Consider the following 24,798-nt stretch of genomic DNA (forward strand, 5'->3'; position numbering starts at 1 on the left):
CCCAGCGGCTCTCTCCCCGCTTGCGGGGAGAGATGTCCGGCAGGACAGTGAGGGGCATCTGTCAGGGGCCGGCGCCGTTCCGTGCTCCTTTCCTCTCCCCGCCTGCGAGATTGGTGACGTTGTGCACTCAAGCCTTCGGAAAAGCGCGCCCCAACCCATCGGACTTCGACAGACCGGCCTTGAACGCCTGGTAGGCGGCGTGCTGGCTGGAGCGGCCGGCTTCCATCAGGCGCATCTGCAGGCGCGCAGGCGCGTGGGCGCCGAGCCATTCTCCGAGCTTTTCGAGCTTCAGGGAATTCAGGAATTTCGCCTCGGAGGCGAGGTCGAGGTGGCGATAGAGACCGTCCATCAGGCGCTCGTCCTGCTCGGGGTTTTCCATCAGCAGGCGCAGGAAGGACTGGTCGGATTCGCTGAAAGTCCCGAACTTTTCGGCAACGGTGTCCCGGTCGGGGAAGGAGGCTGGGCCGGCGTTCATGTAAGTCTCCCGTCTGTATTTGCGACCGCGCCGCGTGTTCCATGAAGGGCGGGTGGCGGTCGCCATAGCGCCTTGAATCGCCGTCCATTGGTCAGGCACGAACCGGCAAGCCGCGAATCTTTCTGACATCGGGGATAGGTCAGCGGCCGGCGGTGCGCAAGCGGCCGCGCATATGCCTGAAATCAACAAATAATCCAATATTGACAATAAGTCTAATAATGGACATAAGCTGTGCATGACCATTGCACCCGCCTTCACCTCCATTCTTGCCATGCATGCGCCGACGGCCGCTGCGATCAGCGCATTGCTTTACCCGCATGGGGAAGTCGTTCTGCACGATCTCAGGGCCGGCACGATCGCAGGCATCTGGAACTGTTTTTCCGGCCGCGTGGTTGGGGAAGATTCGCTGATCGAGGAGGAGTTCGCCGCTCTTGGCAGCGCCGAGGCGGTGCTCGGGCCTTACGAGAAGACTGGCACGGACGGCCGGCGCTTCAAGTCAATCTCGGCCGTGTTGCGCGACGGGGCGGGTGAAGCTGTAGGCCTGCTTTGCATCAATCTCGACATGTCGATGATCGATCAGGCGGTGAAGCTGCTTTCGGCTTTCGCCGGCGCCGAGCAGCCAAGGCCGCAGGCGCTGTTTTCGCGGGACTGGCGCGAGGAGATCAATGCAACGCTGCATGGCTGGCTGAAGGAGCGGGGATTGGCGCTTTCGGCGCTCAAGCGCGGCGATCGCGTGGCGCTGGTGGCAGCACTCGAGGAGCGCGGCCTGTTCCAGACACGCAACGCCGTCGATCACCTCGCCAGCCTCATCGGCGCCTCGCGCGCCTCGATCTACAACTATCTCGCTGCCGCCCGTGGCGATGCGCCCTGATTTTAAACACGCGCAATACCGGGCAGAGACCGTTGGTGGCTCTGCGGATTTGCCTGACCATAACCCAGCGTGCGTCCAGGCCGCGAGAGGAGGAGACTTCCATGACCACCTTGCCCGATTTCCGGCTCGAAACCCATTTCTCGCGCTGGGAGTTCAGCGCCCGCCACCATATGACGGCGAGCGACAGCCAGACGATGGCCATGAGCGACCTTCTGGCGCTTGCCGACGACGAGGACCGCGCCGCTTGGGAAAACATCGTGCTCGGCTATACCGAGACCTATGGCGCGCCGGCGCTCAGGGCGGTGATCGCCGCCACCTATGATGGGCTTTCGGCCGCCGACATCCTCTGCTTTGCCGGCGCGGAGGAGGGGCTCTATTGCGCCATGCTGGCGCTGCTTGGGCCCGACGACCACGCGATCGTGACGGTGCCGAACTACCAGTCGATGGAGACCTTGCCGGTGACGATCGCCGGGGCCGTCACCGGCGTGCCGCTAAGGCCCGAAAACAACTGGCGGCTCGATATTGCCGATGTCAGGGCGGCGCTGAAGCCGAACACGAAGCTCATTTGCGTCAACTTCCCGAACAATCCCACCGGCGCGATCGCCGATCAGGAGACTTTTGCGGCGCTGGCGAGCCTCTGCGCCGAGCGCGGCATCCATCTCTTCAGCGACGAGGTTTATCGCGGCCTGGAGCGCGATCCGGCGCTGCGCCTGCCGCAGGCGGCCGAACTCTTCGAACGCGGCATCTCGCTCAACGTCATGTCCAAGGCCTATGGCCTGCCGGGTCTGCGCGTCGGCTGGATCGCCTGCCGCGACCATCGACTTCTCGAGCGCATGGAGAAGATGAAGCACTATCTCTCGATCTGCAATTCGCGGCCGTCGGAAGTGCTGGCGACGATCGCGCTGAAAGCCCGCGCGGTTATCCTTGATCGCAATCGCGCCCTGGTCGCCGCCAATCTCGAAAAGCTCGGTGCCTTTTTCCAGGAGTTCCCGGATCTCTACGAATGGCGGGCGCCTGACGGAGGCTGCGTCGGCTTTGCCCGCTATCTCGGTTCCGACGGTGTCGAGACCCATTGCCGCCGGCTGGTGGAGGAGGCGGGCGTCCTGCTTCTGCCGTCGAGCCTCTTCGTTTCGGATCTTCTGCCTGTTGCCACAGACCGCTTCCGCGTCGGCTTCGGCCGCAAGGAAATAGAGATCGGGCTCGACGCCTGGCGCCGGCATATTCTGAGATAGCCCCAGTATCGCCATCTTCAGCTGCTTGCTAGCCGCCGGTCCTGTTTCGACGGCTCATGCCGCCGGAACTTTAGAACACACGCATGTGGATACGGACCGCGCGACAATGGTTCCATTGTCAACATTGTGTTAACGAGCGGCCCCCGCCACCCGAGTGTTTCCTCCGCTGATGCGATACAGACCCGAAATCGATGGACTGCGCGCGCTTGCCGTCGTGCCTGTCCTCCTGTTCCATGCCGGTTTCGGCCTTGTCTCCGGTGGCTTTGCCGGCGTCGATGTGTTCTTCGTCATCAGCGGGTACCTCATCACCGCGATCATCCACCAGGAGATCCGCGACGGACGTTTCAGCATCGTCAGTTTCTACGAGCGGCGTGCCCGCCGTCTGGCGCCGGCGCTGTTCCTGGTCTCAGCCGTCTCTATTCCATTTGCGCTGATGTGGATGCTGCCGGGAGAACTCAACAGTTTCGGCAAGAGCCTCTACGCGGTGAACCTCTTTGCCTCGAACTTCTTCTTCTGGGACCAGACCGGCTACTTTGCGCCGAGCACGGCGCTGCTTCCGTTGCTGCACACCTGGTCGCTGGCGGTCGAGGAGCAGTTCTATCTCGTCTTCCCGCTGCTTCTCCTGTTCCTTCGCCGCTTCTCGCCGGCAACAATGCTGAAGGTGGTGGCGGGGCTCGTGCTCCTGAGTTTTGCGGCGACGCAGGTTCTTTCGAACCTTGACCCGGCTGCGAATTTCTACCTGCTGCCAAGCCGCTTCTGGGAGCTCGGCGTCGGGGCCTTGCTGGCGCTGGTCGGCGTCGAAAAGCTCGATCCGGGCAAGGCCGGCCGCGAGCTTCTCTCAGGGGTCGGTCTGCTGGCGATCGTCGCGAGCTATGTGTTCGTGGCGGAATCGGCCTTCTATCCCGGCTGGACGACCGTTCCGGTGGTGTTCGGCACGGCGCTCGTTCTCGCCTTTGGCCGGGGCGACACCGCCGTCGGCAGGCTGCTGTCGCTGAAGCCGCTGATCGCGATCGGCCTCATTAGCTACAGCCTCTACCTCTGGCACCAGCCGGTCTTTGCCTTTGCGCGGCTGCGGGCGATCGAGGAAATCCCGACCGAAGGCTACGCGCTCTTGATCGCGCTGTGCTTCGTGCTTGCCTATCTCAGCTGGCGTCTTGTCGAGCAGCCTTTCCGCAAGCCGGGCCGCTTCAGCCGTCGCGCGGTCTTCGGGGCGACGCTTGCCGTCGGATCGGTCGCGATCGCGTTCGGCTTTACGCTTGACGGCACGGACGGTTTCGCCGCCAGGAACCGCGAACTTGCGCAGCTTTCGGAGCCGAGCGTTGGCCTCGGCAAGAAATGCGACGCCGTCGCCGATCTGCGCTGCGCCTCGAGTCCCACCCCGGAAGTCGCCGTCTGGGGCGATTCCTTTGCCCGTCACCTCGTCGACGGCATCATCGCGTCGAAGCCCGACGTACGACTGGTGCAGCTTGCCAAGAACAATTGCGGGCCGTTTCTGAACCTTTCGCCGATCGTGCCGCGGCTCGGCCGCGACTGGTCGGACGATTGTGCCCGCTACAACGACGAGGTCCGCCGTTTCCTGCTTGCCAACCGGTCGATCCGCTACGTCGTCCTGTCGTCGGAGCTCAGCCAGTACCTGAAGGAAGAGAAGGTGCTGGTCGACGGTCGAAACGAGGTGGCGACCGAGACGAAGCTTCTGAGCGACGGCCTGCGGGCAACGTTTGCGTGGCTGCGGTCGAACGGCTTCGAGCCGGTCTTTGTGGCGCCGACGCCGCATGATGGCCGCGATACCGGACTGTGCGTGGCGAGAGCCCGCCTGCTCGGCCAATCGGACCAACGCTGCGAGCCGGTGCTGAAGACCGTGCGCGAATACGGCCGCGACGTGCTGAACGTGGTTGCGGATATCGCCGACGAATATCCTGTCGTCAGCTTCCTGGACTATCTCTGCGACAACGACAGCTGCAAGATCGAGGACAAGGGCGTCGCGCTCTTCGAGGACTTCGGGCACTTCTCGAAGGAAGGATCGCGCCAGATGGGGCGCGCCTTTGATTTTTACCACGCCTTCACCGAGGCGGCCAAGGGCGGACGCGTGGCTGCGCGGGCAACCGGCGCGCCGGCCTTCGATGGCGCCGGTCTCTAAGGCTACCGCCGCAACGATGCCTGAACGAAAAACGCCCCGGATCTCGCGATGCCGGGGCGTTTTCTTGTCGGTCTGCCTTGTCGGCCGCAATCAGGCGCGGCGGCTGCGGCGCTCCCGGCTCGGGGCGGCTGTCTCGTTGGCGGACTTGTTGCGCAACGGGCCGATCTTTTCGATGATCAGGTCAAGCGTCGGGCGCTCGCGGCGCACGTGCTCATCCAGCGCCACGCGCATGGCGGCGAGGTGGCCACAGGTGGTGCCGCAGCAGCCGCCGATGATCTTCGCGCCGGCGTCGGCCGCAAGCCGCACATATTCGGCCATCAGCGGCGGCGTGCCGGAATAGTGTATTTCCGAACCGCGGAATTCCGGAATGCCGCAATTGCCCTTGACGATCACGGTTGCCTCGGGCGCTGCCTCGGTCATGTCGAGCAGCGAGGAGAGGATGTCGGAGGCGCCGACGCCGCAATTGGCGCCGACGGCGACCGGGCCATCGCCGAACTCGGTGGCAACGCCGTGGATGTCCTTGGGGTGCAGGCCCATCATCGTCTTGCCGGCCGTGTCGAACGAGCCGGTATAGACGTAAGGAAGGCCCACCTTGGCGGCGGCCTCGGCGGCCGCGCGGATCTCGTCAGGCGAAGACATGGTCTCGATCCAGGCGACTTCGGCGCCACCGGCCTTCAGGCCCTCGATCTGCTCGACGAAGGCTGCGACCGCAGCCTCATAGGAGAGCGCGCCAAGCGGGATGAGCAGTTCGCCGGTCGGGCCGACGGAGCCGGCAGTGATGACCTTGCGCGATGCCTTGTCGGCAACGGCGCGAGCGATCTCGGCGGCGCGCTTGTTCAGCGCGTGCACGCGGTCGTCCGCCTGGTGCAGTTTCAGGCGATGGCGGGTGCCGCCGAAGGTGTTGGTGAGGATGATGTCGGCGCCGGCGTCGACGAAATCCTGGTGCAGCTTGGTGATGTTCTCAGGCTTCGTCTCATTCCAGAGCTCCGGTGCTTCGCCGGCCTCCAGGCCCATGGCGAAGAGCGACGTGCCGGTGGCGCCGTCGGCGAGAAGCACGCCCTTTTCGGCAATGAGAGCGGAGAGGACATTGGATGCTGCGGTCATCGGTTTTTCCCGGGTAGATCACGACGATCCTGGGTCGGGCCGACCCAGGATCATGAACGTAATCGGTTTTAACAAGTCCGAGCGGGTCGCGGGCGGAAAACCGCAAACACTTTTCCTCGACCGCTCGGGAGAGGTTGCAACAAGATATAAAGATATCTTTATGTCTTGGCAAGCGTCCCGCGATGGGAGGTTTTCGGTTCTGCGCGCATGCGCATGCGGCCAGCGAGCCCGAGCCCGAAGACGGCAAGCGCCGTCAGCAGCCACATCGGATCGGCGCGATTGAGGAAGAAGCTCTCGAGCATGGCGTTGTAGGTCATGAAGATCACCACCATGACGCAGAAATCGGCGAAGATCCGGGCCTGCGGCCGACGGTAGGCGCGGACATAGTCGAAGAGCGGTTTGACGAAGAGCAGGGCCGTCATCAGGATACCGCCCGGCAGGCCGAACATCAGCACCGCGTCGAGGTAGCTGTTGTGGCCGGCGACGATACCGCGCACGTCCCAGCTCGCCTCGAAATTCGCCTCCAGCCCCATGATCACGGGAGACAGCCAGAAGCTGGCATAACCCTGGCCGAGCCAGGGCCGTTCGGCGATGCTGGCGCTCGCAAATTTCCAGATGTCGTCGCGGCCGGTGAAGGTCGGATCGTCGATCAGCGCCTTGGTGATCGAAAACAGCGTGTCGGAGTAGATGGTGCCGAGCGTCAGGCCGAAGACCAGCACCGACATGGCGAGATGGGCGAGGATCATCAGCCCGGGGCTGCGCACAGCACGGCCGGCAAAGACGAGGCCAATCGCGATTGGAAGGAAGCCGATCGTCGTCTTCGAACCCGTATGCAACACGAAATTGGCCGCAAGCAGCGTGATCGCCCAGCCGCGCAACGGGGCGCCTGCGCGCAGGCAATAGATGCCGAACATGCAGAGGATGGAGAAGACTGGTGCCGACACGTTTTTATGCAGCAGATGGCCACGCCAGAAGCCGGCATGCCACGGCTCGTCGCCGAAGGCCGAATGGATGGCGCGATCGGGTGCTGCGAAGAGGGCCGCATAGTCGATCAGGATCAGAAGCAGGATCGCATTGGCGCCGGCATTGACGAAATCCTTCTCGTTCTTCGGCAGCACCAGCACGCCCGCCACCAGGATCATCGCGACGAGGCTCAGCGTCAGGCCGCGGGCGGAGGCCGCCGGGTCGTAGGACTGCAGGCAGGAGAGATAGGCGATGGCGAAGATCGCGATCCAGGAGGGCGAAACGAGGCGGGCGAGCACCCGCCTGTCAACGGTGAGCAGCATCGCGAAGAGGTAGACCGCGCCGAGCACCAGGTAGCCCACCTGGTTGATGATGTTGCCTACGTTGGCGGCATTCGGGTCGGTATCGGCCGCGCCCTGAAACGGGATCAGCGTGAAGACGATGAGGAACAGGCCAAGGCCCGAGAGCAGCGCTGCAAGGCCCTGCACGAGTTCCGCCAGGCCGGCCTCGAACGCCGCCGGCACGCGCTGGCGCGCGGTGGAAGGCTCTGCCGTGGCTGTGTTCGGGTGCATGGCGGCGCTAAAAGACGAGTGATTGGGATGCCGGGCGGCATTGTTGATCATGACCCCTGGCCGTGCTGCCGTTCGGGCCTTGCCGGCCAGGAGAGATCCGCACCTTGGCGCAATCCGGTTAAACCTCGGTGAAGCGGCAGGCGAGCCCGCCCGGGCACGCTTGCCACGTGAGGCGTCGCCAGCCTCGAAATTGCCGCGCCGATTGCCGCAGGTGCTTGCCGCCCGGCCGCCATGCCCTTAAAAGGCATGGGTATGCCGGCCGTGTGGAAAACGCGGCCCATGCCGTATTTCGCGGTCCGTCTTCCATAATTCGATCACGATTTTCGTCCCGAGGTCGTTCGATAGCGTCGAAACGAGAAAACACGATATGCAGTCCCTCATCCGTACGATCGCGTCCGCCGCGGTCTCCGTCAGCCTGCTGCTTGGCAGCGCATCCTTTGCCGCAGCCGGACAGGCGCATTTCGTCATTAATGCCGAGACCGGTTCGATCCTCGAGGCCGACAATGCCGACGAGCTGAACTTCCCGGCCTCGCTGACGAAGATGATGACGATCTATCTCGCCTTCGAAGCGCTGCGGAACGGCACCCTGCAATGGGACCAGAAGCTGACGGTTTCGGAACGTGCGAACAGCCTGGAGCCCTTCAAGCTCGCTGTCGGCGCCGGACGCCAGATCACCGTACGCGAAGCGGTCATGGGCATGGTCGTGCTCTCGGCCAATGACGCCGCCGTCGTCATCGGCGAGACGCTTGCCGGAACCGAGACCGCCTTCGGCGAGATGATGACCCGCAAGGCGAGGACCCTCGGCATGAACAGCACCGTGTTCAAGAACGCCAACGGCCTGCCGGATCCGGCCCAGGTGACCACGGCGCGCGACATGGCGACGCTCGGCCTCGCTCTGATGCGCGATTATCCGCAGGAATTCCAGCTCTTCGCCAACAAGACGATCGAGTTCCGCGGCATGAAGCTGCGCGGCCACAACGGCGTGATGAAGCGCTACGAGGGTGTCGACGGCATCAAGACCGGTTATACCGACGCTTCCGGCTACAATCTCGTCACCTCGGCCAAGCGCGGCGACACCCGCCTCGTCGCCGTCGTCATGGGCGGCAAGACCGCGCAATCGCGCGACGACGACATGATCGCGCTGCTCGACAAGTTCCTGCCGCCGAAGGAAGACGCAAGCGCCGCAAGTGTCACGGAACCGGCAGCAGCGGCGGCGGCGACCACCACGAACTGATCTCTCAGACCACTTTCTGAGGTTTGCCCCTCACCCTAACCCTCTCCCCGCAGGCGGGGCGAGGGGACGAGGGCTACGGCCGTGTTTCGCATCGCGACAACCATCCGCGAAGACGTCCGGGCGGACGGGATACGGCGGCGTTTGTGGTCCAGGCGAGCGGGCACTACGAGTCCCTTCTCCCCGTCATGACGGGGAGAAGGTGCCGGCAGGCGGATGAGGGGCGGCGTCGATCGCTGCCCCAATCATCGCTCGCTTGTCTCAAGCCGCAGCGCGATCCTCGTGGCTCACCGGCGTCACCATGGCAGCGATGACCGTCGAGAGGTCGAGGGCGCCGATCGGGCGGCCGTTTTCGTCGACGACGTGGGCGATGCCAACGCGGGCGGCGGTCATGGTGCGGGCGGCCGATTCCAGTACGGTGCCGGTCACGAGCGGCACGCCCTCGGCATTGCCTGAAAGCGGCCGCATGATCGTCTCGACATTGATCACCCGGCCGCGGTTCACTTCCTTGACGAAGGCGGTGATATAGTCGTCGGCCGGTGAAAGCACGATCTCCTGGCCGGTGCCCTGCTGTACCACGCGGCCGTCGCGCAGGATGGCGATCTTGTCGCCGAGGCGCAGCGCCTCGTCGAGGTCGTGGGTGATGAAGACGACGGTCTTCTTCAGTTCCTTCTGCAGGTCGAGCAGCACCGTCTGCATGTCGACGCGTATCAGCGGATCGAGTGCCGAATAGGCTTCGTCCATCAAGAGGATGTCGGCATCGTTGGTAAGCGCGCGGGCGAGACCGACGCGCTGCTGCATGCCACCCGAAAGCTGGTTCGGAAAGTGGTTCTCGAAGCCCTTCAGGCCGACGCGCTCGATCCAGCCACGGGCGCGTTTTTCGCTTTCCTTGCGCTCGATGCCCTGGATTTCGAGGCCGTAGACGGTGTTGTCGAGCACGGTGCGGTGCGGCAGGAGCGCGAACTTCTGGAAAACCATCGCCGTCTTGTGGCGGCGGAATTCCCTCAAGTCGTTGTCGCTCATCTTGCAGACGTCGACGCCGTCATAGAGCACTTCGCCCGCGGTCGGGTCGATCAGCCGGTTGATGTGGCGGATCAGCGTCGACTTGCCGGAGCCCGAAAGCCCCATGACCACCATGACGCCACCGGCGGGCATGGAGATGTTGATGTCCTGCAGGCCGAGCACGTGGCCGTGCTCCTCGTTGAGTTCGGCCTTGCCCATGCCTTTCTTGACGGCGTCGACGAAGTCGCGGCCGTTGGGGCCGAAGATCTTGTAGAGGTTCTTCACCTCGATCGCGTGACTAGCCATGGATAACCTCCGAGTGCTTTTGCAGCCGCTTGCCGAAGGCCTGGCTGGTACGGTCGAAAATGATGGCGATGCCCACAAGGGCAAAACCGTTGAGGAAGCCGACGGTGAAGAACTGGTTGGCGATCGCCTGCAGCACGTTCTTGCCGAGGCCGCCGACGCCGATCATCGATGCGACGACGACCATCGCCAGCGACATCATGATCGTCTGGTTGATGCCGGCCATGATGGTCGGCAAGGCCAGAGGCATCTGCACGTTCTTCAGCTTCTGCCAGGTCGAGGAGCCGAAGGCATCGGCCGCTTCCAGCACTTCCTTGTCGACGAGACGGATGCCGAGATTGGTGAGCCGGATCATCGGCGGCACCGCATAGATGACGACGGCGATCAGCCCCGGCACCTTGCCGATGCCGAAGATCATGACGACCGGGATCAGGTAGACGAAGCTCGGCATCGTCTGCATGACGTCGAGGATCGGATTGACGAAGGCCTGCACCCGGTCCGAGCGCGCCATCAGGATACCGATCGGAATGCCGATGAGGATGGAGATCAGCGTGCAGACGGTGACCATGGCGAGCGTGACCATGGTGTCGTTCCAAAGCCCGACGAGGCCGATGGCGATCATCGACAGCGCGGTGCCGATGGTGACGTTGATGTTGCGGCTGCCGAAATAAACGATCGCAACCATGAGCGCCAGGATGACGATCCAGGGCGAGGTGACGAACAGGCTCTCAAGATAGTTCAAAAACCATTGAAGCGGCTGGACCACTGTGTCGATGGCATTGCCGTAGGATCGCACGAAGCCCTTGAAGCTATCGTCGACGGCCTTGCGCGCCAGGCGGATCGTGCTCTCGTCAATGGCAGGGAACTTGCAGAGCATCGCTGGCAAGACACTGCAGATGGAGGCCATATGTTTCCCCTTCTTGGCCGGAAGTCTTATGAAGCCGGCTGCGTCTCGGCATCGATCGCGTCGATGCGGCGCACATTTGGGTGACCTCTTCGGGCCCCGGCAGGTAAACTGTGTCAGCGAAATGTGGCGTCCGCTTTACTGTTTGCGACGCGAAGGGCCACGGTTCGCCGTCTCTGGAACGATGGGCGCCAGGCTAAACCGCCGCGACGCCTAACTGTTCCCGCTCCGGCACAAGCCGCCGGGGCAAGCAGGCGGCGATCTTCATCCACCGCCTGCCATCCGTTTCATCAGAGGGCCGCCTTGACCTTTTCGGCCACTTCCGGGCTCACCCACTGTGTCCACATATCCGGGAACTCGGCGAGGAAGTGCTTGGCGCCGTCCTCGTTGGTGCCCTGGTTCTGGTCCATCCAGGCGAGGACCTTGTTCACGGTGCCGTTGTCCCACTTGCGTACCTTGACGTAATCCATGGCGACGCCTGCCTTCTCGGAGAAGGACTTGGTCACGACCGTGAAGACGTCCGACACCGGGTAGGAATTGACCTTCGGGGTCGGGCAATCCGGCACGGCGGTGCAGGCGTCCCAATCGGCCTTGTCGTGGTCGACGCCGAAGGAGAGGCGGGTCATCTCGTACTTGCCGAGGATGGCGGTCGGTGCCCAGTAATAGCCGAGCCAGCCGGTCTTCTTTTCAAAGGCGTTGGCGATCGAGCCGTCGAGACCTGCGGCCGAGCCGGTATCGACGAGCAGGAAGCCATCCTTTTCCGCGTTCAGCGCCCGGTAGAGATTGGCGGTCGAGACCTGGCAGTTCCAGCCCGACGGGCAATTGTGAACCGCGGCCTTGGACGAATCTTCCGGCGCCGGGAAGAGTTCCGGATGCTTCAGCGCGTCCTGCACCGTCTTGATATCCGGATGCGCGTCGGCGAGGAATTTCGGAATCCACCATCCCTCGACGCCGCCTTCGCTCAGGATCTTGGCGGCTTCGATCAGGCGGCCTTCCTTGATCGCGGCGTCAAGCGGCGTGCGCACGGCGTTGACCCAGAGTTCCGGGGCCATGTCGGGCTGGGCCTTTTCGTTCATCGAGGCGAAGGTCGGCATGGTGTCGCCAGTCACCAGCGTCACGGTGCAGCCGTAGCCGTTTTCGAGAATGAACTTGTCCACCTGGGCGGCGACGCCGGCGGAAGCCCAGTTCATTTCGGCAATGCTGACTTCACCGCATTCCGCTGCCTGTGCGGAACCCGCCATGGCATAGAGGCCAGCGGCGAGAATGGTGGAAGCGAGGAGTTTCTTCATGTTGCAAGACCTCCCAGTCTTATTTGCAGCCAAGATCCAAACGGGAATATACGGCGGATGCGACGCATCCTCCGTCACCCGAAACAACGATGCAGCCTGGGGTTCGGCATCGAACAAGCCAAGGTTCACCCTTGCTGCGGACGGTGCGGGAGTTCGTTTTCAGCCCTGGCCGCGGAACCCTGTCGCCAGCCAATCTCCTCTTATACCGCCACCCAAGCCTAAGGTTTCTCGCTGAGAAATCAACCTCTTCAATCGGATGTGCGGGCGGCGCGCGGGTCGCGTGCGTTCTGTCTGCGACATGGCCGGAGGGCGCTTTTTGTGCGTGAGCGAGGCCGAATTTAAGCAATAGCGACAATTCTTGCCGCAAAAAATGGCGCTACGCGCCACCGGGCTCCAAGCCCTGTCGAGATCGTGACTTTTCCTGTCGTGATTGCGCCACGTCAAAGGGCGCGCATGTCGCGAAAAAAAATCAAAAAAGGCCGGAGTTCATCTTTGGTTAACCCTTCAATAACCATCCGGTAACGATGTCCGGCTAATTGTTCTTCTCGCGGCGGGGGACTGCCGCGGGTCCGGATCAGGTAAAGCGTCCCGGATTTCAAGCGAACCTTCGGTGCGTTACTCCGAAGCGACCAGGTGTTTTTTGGCGGCCGCATCCCTCTGTTCGAGGTCGATGCGGCCTTCGCATTTCCGGCCCCATGCATAAAAAAACCGCCCCGGATGGGGCGGTGGAGGAGGCTCTGGGAGGAGAGCAAAGAAGGGGCGAATGACGCCCGGTCGCTGGCTCAGCCGACGTTCGAGGTGCGGATGACGCCGAGCGGACCGAAGGGCGCGTCGACGACAAGATTGCGCACGCGCGACTGGCTGGACGGAACCTTGGAGTTCCAGGCGATCTGGACGAAATTGGGCTTGCTGAAGATGTACAGCATGGACGTGAACCTTGAGGGGCCGGAGGCCAATCCTCCGGGGCTTGTTGCTATGCCGCTGATATAGGTGTGCACCGCAAAAAAATGAATGCTGAACTCGCCATGCCATGTCGCATTTTGGCTACCGGCCGCGGCATTTTCGACAAGCCTTGCGAAAGCGCGAAACAATGCGTGAGAAGGCTTTGTCAATTGCGGCGAAATCGTGTTGAAACAGACCTTTGCCGCCGACCGTTTCAGTGTTACCGATGGCCGCATGACACGCAGGATCATGTTGCAGGGGACCGGCTCGGATGTCGGAAAATCGGTACTGGTGGCGGGGCTCTGCCGGCTTGCCGCCAATAGGGGCCTGAAGGTCCGGCCATTCAAGCCGCAGAACATGTCGAACAACGCCGCCGTTTCCGACGACGGCGGCGAGATCGGCCGGGCGCAATGGCTCCAGGCGCTCGCCGCCCGCGTGCCGTCGTCGGTGCACATGAACCCGGTGCTTTTGAAGCCGCAGTCGGATGTCGGCAGCCAGATCGTCGTCCAGGGCAAAGTCGCCGGGCAGGCCAAGGGCCGCGAGTATCAGGCCCTCAAACCCAAACTGCTTGGCGCCGTCATGGAGAGTTTCGAACAGATATCGGCCGGCGCCGATCTCGTGGTGGTGGAGGGGGCGGGCTCGCCGGCCGAAATCAACCTCAGGCCCGGCGACATCGCCAACATGGGCTTTGCGACACGCGCCGAGGTCCCGGTCGTGCTCGTCGGCGATATCGACCGTGGCGGGGTGATCGCCTCGCTCGTCGGCACGCATGCGATCCTTCCTGAGGAAGACCGGCGGATGGTGACCGGCTACCTCATCAACAAGTTCCGCGGCGACGTCACACTGTTCGACGATGGCATTGCCGCGGTCAACCGCTTCACCGGCTGGCCCTGCTTCGGCGTCGTGCCCTGGCTGAAGGCGGCGGCACGGCTGCCGGCGGAGGATTCCGTCGTGCTCGAGAAGCTGACGCGCGGCGAGGGGCGGGCGCTGAAGGTCGCAGTACCCGTGCTGTCGCGCATCGCCAATTTCGACGATCTCGATCCGCTGGCCGCCGAGCCCGAGGTCGATCTCGTCTTCGTCCGACCGGGAAGCCCGATCCCCGCAGATGCCGGCCTCGTCGTCATTCCCGGATCGAAATCGACCATCGGCGACCTCATCGATTTCCGCGCCCAGGGCTGGGACCGTGACCTCGAGCGCCATGTGCGCCGCGGCGGCCGGGTCATAGGCATCTGTGGCGGCTACCAGATGCTCGGCCGGCGCGTCACCGATCCGCTCGGCATAGAAGGCGGCGAACGTGACATCGAGGGCCTCGGGCTGCTCGATGTCGAAACCGAGATGGCGCCGGAAAAGACGGTGCGCAACAGCCGCGCCTGGTCGCTGGAGCATGACGTGGCGCTCGAAGGCTACGAGATCCACCTGGGCAAGACGCAAGGTGCCGATTGCGACCGCCCATCCGTGCGCATCGACAACCGCGCCGATGGCGCGCTGTCGGCCGATGGCCGGGTGATGGGCACCTATCTGCATGGGCTGTTCACCAGCGATGCCTATCGCGCAGCGCTCTTGCAGAGCTTCGGCATCGAGGGCGGGGCGAGCAACTATCGCCAGTCGGTCGATGCGGCGCTTGACGATGTCGCCGGTGAACTGGAAGCGGTGCTCGACCGACGTTGGCTGAATGGGCTGCTTGGACAATAGGGAAGACCGAAATCCCGAACGATCTTCATCGTATCGCGCTAGAATACGCGATGAAACGACGCACGACGTCAGGAATTACCGCAGGCGCATTCTCCGATGACCGACGAAAGCAGACGAACCCATTGGAACGCGGCCTACCGAACCAAAGGTGAGGCGGGCGTCAGCTGGTTCGAGGATACGCCGACGGTCTCGCTCGATCTTATCCGGAAATATTCACCCGTTGGGTCGTCGTCGCTCATCGATATCGGCGGCGGCGCCTCGCGGCTGGTGGATGTGCTGCTTGATGAGGGCATGAAGGCGATCACCGTCCTCGATCTTTCGCCAGCGGCGCTCGATGCCGCCAAGGCAAGGCTCGGCGCGCGTGCCGGTCAGGTGCAATGGCTTGCCCTCGACGTGACACAATGGGCGCCGGATCGGACCTACGATATCTGGCACGACCGTGCCGCATTTCACTTCCTGACCGATCCCGACGACCGCCGCGCCTACGTCGAACGGCTGATCGCGGCTGTCAAACCGGGCGGGTACGCCATCATCGCCACCTTTGCGCCCGAGGGGCCAGAGCGTTGCAGCGGTTTGCCGGTGGTGCGCTACGATGCGGCGGCGCTCTCGGGCGTGATCGGATCCTCTTTCCGGCTGGTCGAAGCGCTGCGGCACGCGCATACCACGCCCGGCAACGCGACGCAGGCGTTTCAGTTCAGTGTGTTTCAGCGGATGGCGCAGTAGATGAGAATCATCTGCGCCGGTGCTTGGCGGCGGTGGCAGACTCAACTACAGCGCCGCGCGTCTTATCAGGCGCGCAAAGGTCGCTGTAGCACTTTGAATTGCTGCACGTTTCCATCGGCTACGATCAAGGGAAACGTGCAGTAGGCTAGCGGATCTGCGAAAACGTGAAGGCACGGTCGCCGTGGAACCAGATGAACTCGTTTTCCCGGTCCCTCGACCCTCCCGGGTTGCGCAGGACCACGCCGCAAAGGTTCGTCGTCTTCAGCCATAGGAAACAAACTTCGTCCTTCTCGAAGCGGACCTCGACATCGTTCATGCGCCCACCGCCAAGCGAGGCCCAGTCGCCGCTCAAGGTCGCGAGGCCCACCGGTGAAACGAGCGCTTCGTGTTGTTCGCCCGAATCCAGCATCCGCCCGCGCAACTGGTGTCCAAGAAGCAAGGAACGGACGTCGCCGGCTGTCAGCCGGTTCCTGATGTTGGCGTCGGCTGCCATCAACGTCTCGGGGACGCCGGCCAATCGCAATCCCTCGTGGAACCGGCCGCTGATATGCTCATTTTGCAAGTCGAGCGGTGGGTAGGCCGAGAGCGTGACGGCAATGCCGCCGCGGCTGATGCGAAGGGCATTGAAACGGGCGACAGCCTCTTCCGCTTCGGCGCGACGGCCGAGATGGCCGGCGGTTGAGGCCAGCAGCAGGAAGGAGCCATCATCCTTCGGGTTGAGCTTGATCGTCTCTCTCGCCGCTTCTGCGGCTGCCTCGAAGTCCTCCAGGCTGAACTGCGCGAGCCCGAGAACGTAGACGAAAAAGGACGGTGGGCGGGGATCGAGGCGCATGGCCGTGCGGATATAGGGCAGGGCCTCGGCCGGCCGGCCGGCGCAGGTCAGCACGAAAGCCGTCAATGCATAGCTCCAGGAGTCGCCGGGCTCCAGCGCGATCGCCTGCTTGAGTTCGGCAAGTGCATCGCCATGCTGCCAGTCCGCTTCCGACAGCAGGGCAGCCGCCTGATGGGTCAGCGCCGTCTGGTGTTTCCGGGCGCTCCGCAGGTACTGCCAGGCCCTGGCGCGCGCCTCGATCCGCGAGATGCCGAGCTGGTAGTGCCAGCGCCACAGGTAGATGCGTGCGTAAACCATGGCGGCTGCAGCATAGGCGCGGCCATAGGCTGGATCGAGGGCGATTGCCTGCTCGAAATAGGGCACCGCCTTTTCAAAATCTTCGGGGGTCGTGCGCCGGTGGTGCTCCCAGCCGCGCAGAAACGCATCGAAGGCCTCCGGCACCGTCGTTTCCTTGCGCCCGAAGGCCATCTGCTGGTCGGGATCCAGCCGAAGCGCCAGCGCCTCGGCAATCCCGCGCATCACCTCGTCCTGCAGCGCGAAGACATCGGAGCGCGAACCGTCGAATTTCCCGGCCCAGATGTTTCCACCACTGAAGGAATCGACAAGCTGGGCGTTGATCCGGAGCTGTTCTCCGGCGCGCTGGACGCTGCCTTCAAGCACATATCTGACGCCGAGCTCCTGCGACACCTGTCTCGGCGTCACCGACTTGCCTTTGTAGGTGAAGGTCGAGTTGCGCGCGATGACGAACACACCGGATAGCTGGGCGAGTTCGGTGACGAGGCCGTCGGTCATGCCATCGGCGAAAAAATCCTGCTGGGGATCATCGCTCACATTGGCAAAGGGAAGGACGGCGATCGAGGGTCTGTCGGCAGCGCTCAGGCTCATCGACGGATCCTGGCTGCCGAAGCCGATCGGCGGCTCCCATGCGCGCCACCCGACGATAGCGGCGACCGCTGCCACGATGATCGCGGATGTGCCGAGCGCCGCCCAGCGCTTCGCGCGGCGGCTACCGGGTTTTGCCTTTGCGGGGCGCGCCTCGCCCAGCCGCAGGCGATAGGTCCTGACCGGTCTTTCGACATGCTTCAGGCGCTGCTCGCCGAGAAAGACGAAGCCGACATCGACGTGCTTTTCGACCTGGTCGTAGGCTGTTCCGGAGATGACGATGCCACCCGGTTCGGCAAGGCTTTGCAGGCGCTCGGCAATGATGACGCCATCGCCGTGGATGTCGTCGCCCTCGACGATCACGTCGCCGAGATTGATGCCGATGCGGAACTGCAATCGCCCCGCGTCCGCACCGCGACTTTCTGATTTGGCGCGCTGTACCTCGACCGCACACCGCACTGCCTCGACGACGCTGTGGAACTCGACCAGCAGGCCGTCGCCCATGGTCTTGACCAAGCGGCCTCGATGGGCAGCGATCCTTTGTTCGAACAGGTCGTGCAGATCGGTCTGAAAGCGGGCGCAGGTACCCTCTTCGTCGGCCTGGGTGAGCAATCCATAGCCGCAGACATCGGCAATCATCACGGCGGCGAGCCTGCGTTCCATGTGCCTACCGGATAATCGAAACCCCTATGCCGCGCAGTTTAGCGCAATATCCAGCATCGCTAAAATAAAGTTCGTGGTGGCGGCGGTGGTGGTGGCACGCGGCCCTTGCACTTCGACGTCGCCGCATGCGCTTCCTGCCCGACAAATCGTTGCGTGGCGCAACTCGGCCTGTGAGCCGTCGCAGGCATCGATTGACTTTGGGCTGGCCGCTTCCTAATCATCGGGTGTTGGATGGTTCCCTCCTGTCGTGGCGACATGGGGGAATAATTGGGAATGTGACGGATGGACCCAAACCGGGCATCCTTATCGCAGCCGACCCCGCGACTGTAGAACGGTCAGGGTTCGCCATCAGGCTTGATGCCGGGCTGTCGGCCGGTTGCATGGGCAACCGGGGCAGGTCAGGGATCAAGCCGGAAAAGCCACTGGCGTGGCATCGTGATCAGCCGGGTTGGACGCCTCTTCTTCTACGAATCGTCCGCCTTTCACGATGTCGCCCACAGCGCCCATGCGTCGGAGACGACGCGCAAAGGTTCGCTGTGGCACTGAAACGCGCCGGGAAGGTGAGGCGGGCCGCTCGGGTCCTGACATCGGAACCTCGCTCTCTACGAGTGAGGCGATGCGGGTCCGTGACGCCGTGAGCCAGGAGACCTGCCATCCGGCATGGGCATTCCGCCCGAGGAGACCTGTCGTCTCCAACGCCATCACGGAGGTTGTTTTGGCTCGCAGATGTTTTTTCGAACGCGCCCTCGGCGCGCCCCATGGCTTTTGTCATCCGCTGTTGATCTCAGCGTGTTGAGGCGGCGGCGATGAGCAGTCTCAGCGCCGGACCCGTCCTGGTCCTCGGCGGCGCCCGTTCCGGCAAGTCGAGCTTTTCCGAAAAGCTGGTCGAAGCGTCCGGTCTCACCAGGCATTATGTCGCCACCGGCCGCGCCTGGGACGACGAAATGCGTGAACGTATCGACCATCACCGGACGCAGCGCGGTGACGGCTGGACGACCCATGAGGAGCCGGTCAATCTCGTCGGCGTGCTCAAGCGCATCGATGACAGCAATCACGCCATCCTCGTCGACTGCCTGACGCTGTGGGTCACCAATCTCATGCTCGAAGAGCGCGATATGGCTGCGGAGTTCGCCGCCCTTGCTGCCTATCTGCCCGAGGCGAAAGCGCGCCTCGTCTTTGTTTCCAACGAGGTCGGCCTCGGCATCGTGCCCGAGAACCGCATGGCGCGAGAATTTCGCGACCATGCCGGCCGGCTTCACCAGATCGTTGCGGAGAAATCCGCTGAAGTTTACTTTGTCGCGGCCGGTTTGCCGCTGAAAATGAAGGGTTGATCCATGACCACTGCGAGAGCCAACCAGGGCAAGATCCCGGCGACCGTCATCACCGGCTTCCTCGGCGCCGGCAAGACGACGATGATCCGCAATCTGCTGCAGAACGCCGATGGCAAGCGCATCGCGCTCATCATCAACGAGTTCGGCGATCTCGGCGTCGATGGCGACGTGTTGAAGGGCTGCGGTGCCGAGGCCTGCTCCGAGGAAGACATCATCGAGCTCACCAATGGCTGCATCTGCTGCACGGTCGCCGATGATTTCATCCCGACGATGACGAAGCTGCTCGAGCGCGAGAAGCGTCCGGATCATATCATCATCGAAACCTCGGGCCTGGCGCTGCCGCAGCCGCTGGTCGCCGCCTTCAACTGGCCGGATATCCGCAGCGAAGTGACGGTCGACGGCGTCGTGACTGTCGTCGACAGCGCCGCCGTTGCCGCCGGCCGCTTTGCCGACGACCATGACAAGGTCGATGCGCTGCGCGTCGAGGACGACAATCTCGACCACGAAAGCCCGATCGAGGAACTGTTCGAGGACCAGCTGACGGCCGCCGACCTGATCGTGCTCAACAAGACCGACCTGATCGATGCCTCCGGCATCAAGTCGGTGCGCGAGGAAGTGGCTTCGCGCATCAGCCGCAAGCCTGTCATGATCGAGGCGAAGAACGGCGAAGTCGCCGCCGCCATCCTGCTCGGCCTCGGCGTCGGCACGGAAGGCGAGATCGCCAACCGCAAGTCGCACCACGAGATGGAGCATGAGGCGGGCGAGGAGCACGATCACGACGAGTTCGACAGCTTCGTCGTCGAACTCGGCGCGATTGCCGATCCCTCGGCTTTCATCGATCGTCTGAAGGGCGTAATCGCCGAGCACGACGTTCTGCGCCTCAAGGGCTTTGCCGACGTGCCCGGCAAGCCGATGCGCCTTTTGATCCAGGCCGTCGGCGCCCGCATCGACCAGTATTACGATCGCGCCTGGGGCGCTGGCGAAAAGCGCGGCACGCGCCTCGTCGTCATCGGCCTGCACGACATGGACGAACAGGCGGTGCGCGCCGCGATCGCAGCACTCGTCTGACCTTCCTTGAAGGGAATGATGTAACGCATTGAAATGATGCAGTTCCGGACGGAAGTCGCTTCACGCGTTTTCGTTCGGGATTGCCTGAACGGACAAGACGAATGCATCTGCTTCTCGCCCAAAAAGGAACGATTGCCGACGGCAACGAGGCGATCGACCTTGGGCAAACGCCGGCCGATATCCTTTTCCTCTCGGCCGCCGACACCGAGCTCTCCTCGATCGCCGCGGCTCACGGCCGACGCGACGGAGGCTTGAGCCTGCGCATCGCCAGCCTCATGAACCTGATGCATCCGATGTCGGTCGACACTTACGTCGAGCGCACGGCGCGTCATGCCAAGCTGATCGTCGTCAGGCCGCTCGGTGGCGCCAGCTACTTCCGTTATCTGCTGGAAGCCCTGCATGCCGCCGCCGTCACCCACCGCTTCCAGATCGCGGTGCTGCCCGGCGACGACAAGCCGGATCCGGGGCTGGAGCCTTTTTCGACCGTTGAAGCCGACGACCGCCAGCGCCTCTGGGCTTACTTCACCGAAGGCGGCGCGGACAATGCCGGGCTGTTTCTCGACTATGCCGCCGCACTGGTCACGGGTGCGGAGAAGCCGCAACCGGCCAAGCCGTTGCTCAAGGCGGGCATCTGGTGGCCGGGTCGCGGCGTGATCGGGGTTTCGGAGTGGCTGGACGCTGTGGGTGTAGTCTTACCCCCCTCTGTCCTGCCGGACATCTCCCCCACAAGGGGGGAGATCAGGGATGCGGCCGCTCGCTCTGTCGTGGGCGGAGAGGAAGAGGCAAGTCCGAGGCACACGGACGTCAAGACCACCGCTCAATTGAACGGCAAGGCAGCCGCCGTTGCGCCGACCGCCGATCTGAATTTCGGAACGAGCGCTCGCGCCCAGCCAATCTCTCCCCTTGTGGGGGAGATGTCCGGCAGGGCAGAGGGGGGTAACGCATCCGCAGACGCGACGCCCGGAGCGAGCATCTCCGGCGATCCGTCCTCTGGAACGAGCGCTCGCGCCCAGCCAATCTCCCCCCTTGTGGGGGAGATGTCCGGCAGGACAGAGGGGGGTAATACCTCCACATATGCGGCGCCCGCAAACCCCACCATCGCCATCTGCTTCTATCGCGCGCTCGTCCAGAGCGGCGAGACCCGGCCGGTGGAAGCGCTGATCGATGCTCTGGCAAAGCAAGGTGTCCGGGCGCTGCCGGTGTTCGTTTCGAGCCTCAAGGATGCCGTTTCCGTCGGCACGCTGCAGGCGATCTTTGCCGAGGCCGCACCCGACGTGGTGATGAACGCCACCGGTTTTGCCGTTTCGTCACCTGGCGCCGACAGGCAGCCGACCGTGCTGGAATCGACCGGTGCACCCGTCTTGCAGGTGATCTTCTCCGGCTCGTCGCGGGCGCAGTGGGAGACCTCGCCGCAGGGGCTTATGGCGCGCGATCTCGCGATGAACGTCGCCCTGCCGGAGGTCGATGGACGCATTCTTTCTCGCGCCGTCTCGTTCAAGGCCGCGTCGGTCTACGATGCGAAAGTCGAGGCTAACATTGTTGGCCACGAGCCGCTTGAAGACCGGGTGCGTTTTGCCGCCGACCTTGCCGTCAATTGGGCGAAGTTGCGTCGCGCAGAGCCGGTCGAGCGCCGCATCGCCATCGTCATGGCCAACTATCCCAACCGCGATGGCCGCCTCGGCAATGGCGTCGGGCTCGACACGCCGGCCGGCACCGTCGAGGTGCTGTGGGCGATGGCGCGAGAGGGGTATGCGGTCGGCGAGATCCCTGCCGATGGCGACGCGCTGATCCGTTATCTGATGGCAGGCCCGACCAATGCGGCGAGCCGGGACAGGGAAATCCGAGAGCGCATTTCACTCAAGGATTACCAGGCTTTCTTCGATTCGCTTCCGAAACGGATTCAGGATGACGTCGCGGGCCGCTGGGGCGCCCCGGAGGCCGATCCCTTCTTCCTCGATGGTGGCTTCGCCCTGCCGCTCGCCCGCTTCGGCGACGTCATCGTCGGCATCCAGCCGGCACGCGGCTACAGCATCGATCCGAAGGAAAGCTACCATTCGCCGGACCTCGTGCCGCCGCATGGCTATCTCGCCTTCTATGCCTTCCTGCGCGAACAGTTCGGCGCGCAGGCGATCGTGCATATGGGCAAGCACGGCAATCTCGAATGGCTGCCGGGCAAGGCGCTGGCGCTGTCGGAGACCTGCTATCCCGAGGCGATCTTCGGGCCGCTGCCGCATATCTATCCCTTCATCGTCAACGATCCGGGTGAGGGTACGCAGGCCAAGCGCCGTACCAGCGCCGTCATCATCGACCACCTGACGCCGCCTTTGACGCGCGCCGAATCCTACGGTCCGCTCAAGGACCTCGAGGCGCTCGTCGACGAGTACTACGACGCTGCTGGCGGCGATCCGCGGCGGCTGAGGCTTTTGAGCCGCCAGATCCTCGACCTCGTGCGCGACATCGGCCTCGACAGCGACGCCGGCATCGACAAGGGCGACAGCGACGACAAGGCGTTGGAAAAGCTCGACGCTTATCTCTGCGACCTCAAGGAAATGCAGATCCGCGACGGCCTGCACATCTTCGGCGTCGCGCCGGAAGGCCGCTTGCTGACCGATCTGACGGTAGCGCTCGCCCGCGTGCCGCGCGGGCTCGGCGAGGGCGGCGACCAGAGCCTGCAGCGGGCAATCGCGGTCGATGCGGGGTTGAGTGGCGTGGCCGTGCCGCTGGCGTTTGTGGGCGACGCACCCCCCTCTGTCCTGCCGGACATCTCCCCCACAAGGGGGGAGATCATGGATGCGGCCGCTCGCTCCCAAGTGAACGCAGCATGGGAGTCGGCCAACACAGGAAACTCCTTGGGGGAAACGAGCGCTCATCCCACGCCGATCTCCCCCCTTGTGGGGGAGATGTCCGGCAGGACAGAGGGGGGTAACCTCGCACGCGACGCCCAACCCTTCGACCCGCTCGACTGCGTCATGTCCGACACCTGGACAGGCTCGAAGCCCGCCATCCTCGCTAACCTTTCGGACGCCCCCTGGCGCACCGCCGGCGATACGGTCGAGCGCATCGAGTTGCTTGCCGCGAATCTCGTGTCGGGTGAACAGACGTGCCCGGACGGATGGACCAACACCCGCGCCGTGCTCGACGAAATCGAAGCGCGCCTGAAGCCGTCGATTTCAACCTCGGGCGCTGCGGAAATGGCCGGCTTCCTCACCGGCCTCAGTGGCCGCTTCGTTGCCCCCGGACCTTCCGGCGCACCGACGCGCGGGCGGCCGGACGTGCTTCCGACCGGGCGCAATTTCTATTCCGTCGACAGCCGCGCCGTGCCGACGCCGGCGGCCTATGAGCTTGGCAAGAAATCCGCCGAACTCCTGATCCGCCGCTACCTGCAGGATCACGGCGAGTGGCCGTCTTCCTTCGGGCTCACCGCCTGGGGCACGGCGAACATGCGAACCGGCGGCGACGACATCGCCCAGGCGCTGGCGCTGATCGGCACTAAGCCCACCTGGGACATGGTCTCGCGCCGGGTGATGGGCTACGAGATCGTACCGCTTGCCATGCTCGGCCGGCCGCGGGTCGACGTGACCTTGCGCATATCCGGATTCTTCCGCGATGCCTTCCCGGATCAGATTGCGCTCTTCGACAAGGCGATCCGTGCCGTCGGCGCTCTGGAAGAAGACGATGCCGACAACATGATCGCCGCGCGCATGCGCACGGAGGCCCGGCGGCTGGAGGCGGAAGGCGTCGAGACTGCCGAGGCCGCGCGGCGCGCCTCCTATCGCGTCTTCGGCGCCAAGCCCGGTGCCTATGGCGCCGGCCTGCAGGCGCTGATCGACGAGAAGGGCTGGGAAACCAAAGCCGATCTCGCCGAGGCCTATCTCACCTGGGGCGCCTATGCCTATGGCGCCGGCGAGGAGGGCAAGGCCGAGCGCGGCCTCTTCGAAGAACGCCTGCGCACGATCGAGGCGGTGGTGCAGAACCAGGACAACCGCGAACACGACCTGCTCGACAGCGACGACTACTATCAATTCGAAGGCGGCATGACTGCCGCCGCCGAACACTTGGGCGGCAATCGCCCGGCGATCTACCACAACGACCATTCCCGTCCGGAAAAGCCGGTTATCCGCTCGCTGGAAGAGGAGATCGGCCGTGTGGTCCGGGCGCGCGTGGTCAATCCCAAGTGGATCGATGGCGTCATGCGCCATGGCTACAAGGGCGCCTTCGAGATCGCCGCCACGGTCGATTACATGTTCGCCTTCGCGGCGACCACAGGGGCGGTGCGCGACCATCATTTCGAGGCCGCCTATCAGGCCTTCATCGTCGACGAGCGGGTGGCGGACTTCCTGCGCGAGAAGAACCCGGCCGCCTTTGCCGAGCTTGCCGAGCGCTTCCTCGAAGCGATCGACCGCAATCTCTGGACCCCGCGCTCGAACTCGGCGCGGTTTGAACTTGCCGGCATCGGCACGGCAGCAACCCGGCTTCGCGCCGGCAACCAATAGAGCGGTTCCGGGCTGGTGGTTTTCCGTCCGGAATTGCTTGGAAGCAAAGACCTCGTTCCATTTCGCTGCTCAGTGAAGCGCGAAAGGGA

Annotated in this window: 17 protein-coding genes and 1 riboswitch; of the genes, 9 read left to right on the forward strand and 8 right to left on the reverse strand. The window is 63.8% G+C overall.

Features of this window, described 5'->3' with window-relative positions; translation table 11 throughout:
• Positions 1-127 precede the first annotated feature (127 nt).
• Positions 128-475, reverse strand: a complete 348-nt coding sequence (locus XB14_RS06975) for a hypothetical protein (protein WP_077960913.1) — start codon at positions 473-475, stop codon at positions 128-130.
• Positions 476-710: 235 nt separating this feature from the next.
• Between XB14_RS06975 and XB14_RS06980 the strand changes: the two genes are divergently transcribed.
• The 3 genes from XB14_RS06980 (at position 711) to XB14_RS06990 (ending at position 4,715) form a co-directional block, all read left to right on the forward strand.
• Positions 711-1,346, forward strand: coding sequence for a helix-turn-helix transcriptional regulator (locus tag XB14_RS06980; RefSeq protein WP_077960914.1), 636 nt, complete (start codon positions 711-713; stop codon positions 1,344-1,346).
• A gap of 101 nt (positions 1,347-1,447) precedes the next feature.
• Positions 1,448-2,578, forward strand: coding sequence for an aminotransferase class I/II-fold pyridoxal phosphate-dependent enzyme (locus XB14_RS06985; RefSeq protein ID WP_077960915.1), 1,131 nt, complete (start codon positions 1,448-1,450; stop codon positions 2,576-2,578).
• Between the two features lie 169 nt (positions 2,579-2,747).
• Positions 2,748-4,715 carry an acyltransferase family protein gene (locus XB14_RS06990; RefSeq protein ID WP_077960916.1) on the forward strand — a complete coding sequence of 656 codons (1,968 nt, stop codon included), beginning with the start codon at positions 2,748-2,750 and terminating at the stop codon, positions 4,713-4,715.
• Between the two features lie 90 nt (positions 4,716-4,805).
• On the opposite strand, the gene bmt is transcribed toward XB14_RS06990, so the two are convergent.
• Both bmt and XB14_RS07000 read right to left on the reverse strand, forming a co-directional pair.
• Complete coding sequence (gene bmt / locus XB14_RS06995) at positions 4,806-5,819, reverse strand: betaine--homocysteine S-methyltransferase (RefSeq protein ID WP_077960917.1); 1,014 nt, start codon at positions 5,817-5,819, stop codon at positions 4,806-4,808.
• A gap of 158 nt (positions 5,820-5,977) precedes the next feature.
• Positions 5,978-7,354: an O-antigen ligase family protein gene (locus XB14_RS07000; RefSeq protein ID WP_179119554.1), complete on the reverse strand. Its 1,377-nt coding sequence runs from the start codon at positions 7,352-7,354 to the stop codon at positions 5,978-5,980.
• 367 nt (positions 7,355-7,721) lie between these two features.
• On the opposite strand from XB14_RS07000, the gene XB14_RS07005 reads away from it, so the two are divergent.
• Entirely contained in the window at positions 7,722-8,588 is an 867-nt protein-coding gene (locus tag XB14_RS07005) for a D-alanyl-D-alanine carboxypeptidase family protein (RefSeq protein ID WP_077960919.1), read from the forward strand.
• Between the two features lie 258 nt (positions 8,589-8,846).
• On the opposite strand, the gene XB14_RS07010 is transcribed toward XB14_RS07005, so the two are convergent.
• From XB14_RS07010 to XB14_RS32575, 4 genes are all read right to left on the reverse strand, one after another.
• A complete protein-coding gene (locus tag XB14_RS07010) occupies positions 8,847-9,893 on the reverse strand; it encodes a quaternary amine ABC transporter ATP-binding protein (RefSeq protein WP_077960920.1) in 1,047 nt (348 codons plus the stop codon).
• Entirely contained in the window at positions 9,886-10,797 is a 912-nt protein-coding gene (locus XB14_RS07015; protein ID WP_077960921.1) for an ABC transporter permease, read from the reverse strand. The genes XB14_RS07010 and XB14_RS07015 overlap by 8 nt, the downstream gene beginning before the upstream one ends.
• Positions 10,798-11,084: 287 nt before the next feature.
• Positions 11,085-12,083 carry an ABC transporter substrate-binding protein gene (locus tag XB14_RS07020; RefSeq protein WP_077960922.1) on the reverse strand — a complete coding sequence of 333 codons (999 nt, stop codon included), beginning with the start codon at positions 12,081-12,083 and terminating at the stop codon, positions 11,085-11,087.
• Between the two features lie 782 nt (positions 12,084-12,865).
• Positions 12,866-13,009 carry a hypothetical protein gene (locus XB14_RS32575; RefSeq protein WP_089044242.1) on the reverse strand — a complete coding sequence of 48 codons (144 nt, stop codon included), beginning with the start codon at positions 13,007-13,009 and terminating at the stop codon, positions 12,866-12,868.
• A gap of 250 nt (positions 13,010-13,259) precedes the next feature.
• Here XB14_RS32575 and XB14_RS07025 point away from each other — a divergent pair, with 250 nt between their 5' ends.
• The gene (locus XB14_RS07025; RefSeq protein ID WP_077961911.1) at positions 13,260-14,717 is read left to right on the forward strand and encodes a cobyric acid synthase; all 1,458 of its coding nucleotides are present in this window, start codon (positions 13,260-13,262) and stop codon (positions 14,715-14,717) included.
• A gap of 96 nt (positions 14,718-14,813) precedes the next feature.
• On the forward strand, positions 14,814-15,440 hold the full coding sequence (locus XB14_RS07030) for a class I SAM-dependent methyltransferase (RefSeq protein ID WP_077960923.1): 627 nt from the start codon (positions 14,814-14,816) through the stop codon (positions 15,438-15,440).
• Positions 15,441-15,585: 145 nt separating this feature from the next.
• Here the strand turns inward: XB14_RS07030 and XB14_RS07035 are convergent, their stop codons facing one another.
• A complete protein-coding gene (locus tag XB14_RS07035) occupies positions 15,586-17,817 on the reverse strand; it encodes an adenylate/guanylate cyclase domain-containing protein (RefSeq protein ID WP_077960924.1) in 2,232 nt (743 codons plus the stop codon).
• A 215-nt stretch (positions 17,818-18,032) separates the two neighbouring features.
• Positions 18,033-18,488, forward strand: a riboswitch (cobalamin riboswitch).
• A gap of 135 nt (positions 18,489-18,623) precedes the next feature.
• On the opposite strand from XB14_RS07035, the gene cobU reads away from it, so the two are divergent.
• The 3 genes from cobU (at position 18,624) to cobN (ending at position 24,709) form a co-directional block, all read left to right on the forward strand.
• Positions 18,624-19,148 carry a bifunctional adenosylcobinamide kinase/adenosylcobinamide-phosphate guanylyltransferase gene (gene cobU, locus XB14_RS07040; RefSeq protein ID WP_077960925.1) on the forward strand — a complete coding sequence of 175 codons (525 nt, stop codon included), beginning with the start codon at positions 18,624-18,626 and terminating at the stop codon, positions 19,146-19,148.
• A gap of 3 nt (positions 19,149-19,151) precedes the next feature.
• Positions 19,152-20,216 carry a cobalamin biosynthesis protein CobW gene (cobW, locus tag XB14_RS07045; protein ID WP_077960926.1) on the forward strand — a complete coding sequence of 355 codons (1,065 nt, stop codon included), beginning with the start codon at positions 19,152-19,154 and terminating at the stop codon, positions 20,214-20,216.
• A 101-nt stretch (positions 20,217-20,317) separates the two neighbouring features.
• A complete protein-coding gene (cobN, locus tag XB14_RS07050; RefSeq protein WP_077960927.1) occupies positions 20,318-24,709 on the forward strand; it encodes a cobaltochelatase subunit CobN in 4,392 nt (1,463 codons plus the stop codon).
• Positions 24,710-24,798: the final 89 nt, after the last annotated feature.

This window comes from Ensifer adhaerens (assembly GCF_002007205.1).
Classification (GTDB): domain Bacteria; phylum Pseudomonadota; class Alphaproteobacteria; order Rhizobiales; family Rhizobiaceae; genus Ensifer; species Ensifer adhaerens_D.

Bases quoted from the DNA above. Each gene is read 5' to 3' on its own strand.
- XB14_RS06975 (WP_077960913.1), bottom strand. From the start codon at position 475: ATGAACGCCGGCCCAGCCTCCTTCCCCGACCGGGACACCGTTGCCGAA.
- XB14_RS06980 (WP_077960914.1), top strand. From the start codon at position 711: ATGACCATTGCACCCGCCTTCACCTCCATTCTTGCCATGCATGCGCCG.
- XB14_RS06985 (WP_077960915.1), top strand. From the start codon at position 1,448: ATGACCACCTTGCCCGATTTCCGGCTCGAAACCCATTTCTCGCGCTGG.
- XB14_RS06990 (WP_077960916.1), top strand. From the start codon at position 2,748: ATGCGATACAGACCCGAAATCGATGGACTGCGCGCGCTTGCCGTCGTG.
- bmt (WP_077960917.1), bottom strand. From the start codon at position 5,819: ATGACCGCAGCATCCAATGTCCTCTCCGCTCTCATTGCCGAAAAGGGC.
- XB14_RS07000 (WP_179119554.1), bottom strand. From the start codon at position 7,354: ATGCACCCGAACACAGCCACGGCAGAGCCTTCCACCGCGCGCCAGCGC.
- XB14_RS07005 (WP_077960919.1), top strand. From the start codon at position 7,722: ATGCAGTCCCTCATCCGTACGATCGCGTCCGCCGCGGTCTCCGTCAGC.
- XB14_RS07010 (WP_077960920.1), bottom strand. From the start codon at position 9,893: ATGGCTAGTCACGCGATCGAGGTGAAGAACCTCTACAAGATCTTCGGC.
- XB14_RS07015 (WP_077960921.1), bottom strand. From the start codon at position 10,797: ATGGCCTCCATCTGCAGTGTCTTGCCAGCGATGCTCTGCAAGTTCCCT.
- XB14_RS07020 (WP_077960922.1), bottom strand. From the start codon at position 12,083: ATGAAGAAACTCCTCGCTTCCACCATTCTCGCCGCTGGCCTCTATGCC.
- XB14_RS32575 (WP_089044242.1), bottom strand. From the start codon at position 13,009: ATGCTGTACATCTTCAGCAAGCCCAATTTCGTCCAGATCGCCTGGAAC.
- XB14_RS07025 (WP_077961911.1), top strand. From the start codon at position 13,260: ATGACACGCAGGATCATGTTGCAGGGGACCGGCTCGGATGTCGGAAAA.
- XB14_RS07030 (WP_077960923.1), top strand. From the start codon at position 14,814: ATGACCGACGAAAGCAGACGAACCCATTGGAACGCGGCCTACCGAACC.
- XB14_RS07035 (WP_077960924.1), bottom strand. From the start codon at position 17,817: ATGGAACGCAGGCTCGCCGCCGTGATGATTGCCGATGTCTGCGGCTAT.
- cobU (WP_077960925.1), top strand. From the start codon at position 18,624: ATGAGCAGTCTCAGCGCCGGACCCGTCCTGGTCCTCGGCGGCGCCCGT.
- cobW (WP_077960926.1), top strand. From the start codon at position 19,152: ATGACCACTGCGAGAGCCAACCAGGGCAAGATCCCGGCGACCGTCATC.
- cobN (WP_077960927.1), top strand. From the start codon at position 20,318: ATGCATCTGCTTCTCGCCCAAAAAGGAACGATTGCCGACGGCAACGAG.